Here is a 3,562-nt window from a genome sequence, read left to right on the forward strand (position 1 = left end):
GTGAGCGCCAGCGCGAACAGCTGGAAGTCGATCGCCACGTACCAGACGCCGGTGGACAGCGCCTCGTAGCCCAGCAGGTCCTGCAGCAGCAGCCCGTGCGCGAGCAACTGGCCGATGCTCGGCGAGGCCGGTACGAGGTCGGCGTCGAGCCAGGGCCGCACCGCGGCCGCCACCAGCACGCAGACGGTGAGCGCGGCGAGGTAGGGCATCACCAGCCGGCCGTAGCGCTGGACGATGCGCACCAGCGGGCGATCGATGCGCAGCAGCCCGTCGGGCGCGAGGCTGGCCGCGGCGAGGAAGCCGGCGATCACCAGGAAGATCTGGACCGCGAGCCGCCCGTCGCTGGCCAGCCAGCCGAGGAAATCGGGCGCGAGCGACAACGCGCCCGCGGGCATCGGTCCGTAGCGCGACAGGTGATGCCCGACGATCACCGCGCAGGCGAGGCCCTTGGCCGCGTCGAGCAGCGGCATGCGCTCCCGCCGAGCGGCGGGAGCAGGCGCGGCACTCGCCGCCGGGGCCGGCAGGTCGTTCACGCTAGGAACGTGTTCTCAAAGCGCGAGCCGCTGGCGAGCCTCCTGGTATTCGCGCTTGAGCTTCTCGATGAAGACGCCGGCGCTCGACACCTCGCTGATCGCGCCGATGCCCTGGCCCGAGCCCCAGATGTCCTTCCAGGCCTTGGCCTTGCTGCCATCGCCGCCCGAGAAGCTCATGGTCTTCACGTCGCCCTCGGGCAGGTTCGCCGGGTCCATGCCGGCGTTGACGATGCTGGGCGCGAGGTAGTTGCCATGCACGCCGGTGAACAGGCTCGAGTAGACGATGTCGTCCGAAGTGCCCTCGACGATGGCCTGCTTGTAGGCATCGCTCGCGCGCGCTTCCTCGGTCGCGATGAAGGCGGTGCCGATGTAGGCGAAGTCGGCGCCCATGGCCTGCGCCGCGAGCACCGCGCCGCCGGTGGCGATAGCGCCCGACAGCGCGATCGGGCCGTCGAACCACTGGCGGATTTCCTGGATCAGCGCGAACGGGCTCTTGATGCCCGCATGGCCGCCGGCACCGGCCGCCACCGCGACGATGCCGTCGGCGCCCTTCTCGATCGCCTTCTGCGCGAACTTGTTGTTGATCACGTCGTGCAGAGTTACGCCGCCGTAGCTGTGGACCGCGTCGTTGACGTCGGTGCGCGCGCCCAGCGAGGTGATGACGATCGGCACCTTGTACTTCACGACCATCTCCATGTCGTGCTCGAGGCGGTCGTTGCTCTTGTGCACGATCTGGTTGATGGCGAAGGGCGCGGCGGGTTTGTCGGGGTTGGCCTTGTTGTAGGCCGCCAGCTCCTCGGTGATCTCGATCAGCCACTCCTCGAGCTGCGCCGCGGGCCGCGCGTTGAGCGCCGGCATCGAGCCGACCACGCCGGCCTTGCATTGCGCGATCACGAGCTTGGGGTTGCTGATGATGAACAGCGGCGAGCCGATGATCGGCAGCGGCAGGTTCGCGAGCACGGGAGGGAGCTTGGACATGTTGCTTGTCTCTGGAAGTTGTGGAATGCGGGAGCGGACGGCCGAACGCGGAAGGAAGACAAAAAACTGCGCGGAAGTCGCAGAAGAAGCCGAAGACAAATTTTGGTTTTGCTTGCGCGACTTCTGCGTAACCTTCGCGACTTCTGCGTTCGGCTGCCCGTATTTCAGAAGGCCTCGAGCGCCAATGCGTTCACGCTCTCGGCGCCGTCGACGATGCTGTCGCGCAGGCCCGGCGCCTTCGCGAGGATGTGCTCGGCATAGAAGCGCGCGGTCGTGATCTTGGCCTGCATGAAGTCGACGTCGACGTTGTGCGAGGCCTGGTCCTGCGCCACGATCAGCGAACGCGCGAGCTGCCAGCCGGCCACCAGGTTGCCCGCGAGCATCAGGTAGGGCACGCTGCCCGCGAACACCGCGTTGGGCGAGGCCTTGGTCTGGCCCGCGACGAAATCCACCACCTCGACGAAGGCCTCGCGCGCGGCCTTCAGGCGCTTGAGCACGGCCTTGGCGGCGGCGCTGTCGTTCTTCGCGAGCTCGGCCTCGGTCTTCTCGATCTGCGCGGCGATGGCCTTGGCGGTCTGGCCGCCGTCGCGCGCGGTCTTGCGGCCCACGAGGTCGTTGGCCTGGATCGCGGTCGTGCCTTCGTAGATCGTGAGGATCTTCGCGTCGCGGTAGTACTGCGCCGCGCCGGTCTCCTCGATGAAGCCCATGCCGCCGTGCACCTGCACGCCCAGCGAGGTCACCTCGAGGCTCATCTCGGTGCTGTAGCCCTTGACCAGCGGCACCATGAATTCGTAGAAGGCCTGGTTCTGCTTGCGCGCATCGGCATCGGGATGGTGGTGCGCGGCGTCATAGGCCGCGGCGGCCACGCTGGCCATGGCGCGGCATCCTTCAGTGTAGGCACGCATGGTCATCAGCATGCGCTTCACGTCGGGGTGATGGATGATCGGCGCGCTGGCGTTGATCGAGCCATCGACCGGGCGGCTCTGCACGCGCTCCCTGGCGTAGGCCACGGCATGCTGGTAGGCGCGCTCGGCGATCGCGATGCCCTGCATGCCCACCGCGTAGCGGGCCGAGTTCATCATGATGAACATGTACTCGAGGCCGCGGTTCTCCTGGCCCACGAGATAGCCGACGGCACCGCCATGGTCGCCGTACTGCAGCACCGCGGTCGGCGAGGCCTTGATGCCCATCTTGTGCTCGATGCTCACGCAGTGCACGTCGTTGCGCGCGCCCGGCGAACCATCGGCGTTCAGCAGGAACTTCGGCACCACGAACAGGCTGATGCCCTTCACGCCCTCGGGCGCGCCGCTCACGCGCGCCAGCACGAGGTGCACGATGTTCTCGGCCATGTCGTGCTCGCCGTAGGTGATGAAGATCTTGGTGCCGAAGACCTTGTAGCTGCCGTCGGGCTGCGGCTCGGCGCGGCTGCGCACCAGCGCGAGGTCGCTGCCGGCCTGCGGCTCGGTGAGGTTCATCGTGCCGGTCCACTGGCCGCTCACGAGCTTCTCGAGGTAGGTGGCCTTGAGTTCGTCGGAGCCCGCGGTCAGCAGCGCCTCGATGGCGCCGTCGCTGAGCAGCGGGCACAGCGCGAAGCTCATGTTGGCCGAATTGAGCATCTCGCCGCAGGCGGCGCCGATGGTCTTGGGCAGGCCCTGGCCGCCGAAGTCGGCCGGATGCTGCAGGCCCTGCCAGCCGCCCGACACGTACTGCGCGAAGGCTTCCTTGAAGCCGGCCGTGGTCGTGACCTCGCCGTCCTTGAACGACGAGGGATTGCGGTCGCCCGCGACGTTGAGCGGCGCGATCACGTCCTGGTTGAAGCGCGCGCATTCCTCGAGCACGGCCTGCGCGGTCTCGAGGCCGGCGTCCTCGAAGCCGGGCAGCCTGGCGATCTCGCCGATGTTGGCCAGGTGCTCGATGTCGAACAGCATGTCCTTGAGGGGGGCGGTGTAGCTCATCTCATGTCTCCCGATACTGCGGATGTGAAAAGGGCATCGCGAACGATGCCCTCTGGCTCAATGCAATGGCGCGATCAGAGCGCCTTGACCAGTTCC

The 3,562-nt window shown here is 67.6% G+C and carries 3 protein-coding genes; all 3 read right to left on the bottom strand.

Annotated features, from left to right (window positions below; translation table 11 throughout):
* Nucleotides 1–470 (bottom strand): acyltransferase family protein (locus AC27VN_RS35945; protein WP_490879720.1); only part of this gene is annotated, 470 nt, incomplete at its 3' end.
* 78 nt (nt 471–548) lie between these two features.
* Nucleotides 549–1,511 (bottom strand): NAD(P)H-dependent flavin oxidoreductase, encoded by a 963-nt coding sequence (locus AC27VN_RS35950; protein WP_093355778.1) that lies wholly within the window; start codon nt 1,509–1,511, stop codon nt 549–551.
* 164 nt (nt 1,512–1,675) lie between these two features.
* A complete protein-coding gene (locus tag AC27VN_RS35955) occupies nt 1,676–3,466 on the bottom strand; it encodes an acyl-CoA dehydrogenase (protein WP_490879721.1) in 1,791 nt (596 codons plus the stop codon).
* Between the last annotated feature and the right edge of the window lie 96 nt (nt 3,467–3,562).

The organism is Variovorax sp. 20P10.2.4, assembly GCF_058244205.1.

Bases quoted from the DNA above. Each gene is read 5' to 3' on its own strand.
- AC27VN_RS35950 (WP_093355778.1), bottom strand. From the start codon at position 1,511: ATGTCCAAGCTCCCTCCCGTGCTCGCGAACCTGCCGCTGCCGATCATC.
- AC27VN_RS35955 (WP_490879721.1), bottom strand. From the start codon at position 3,466: ATGAGCTACACCGCCCCCCTCAAGGACATGCTGTTCGACATCGAGCAC.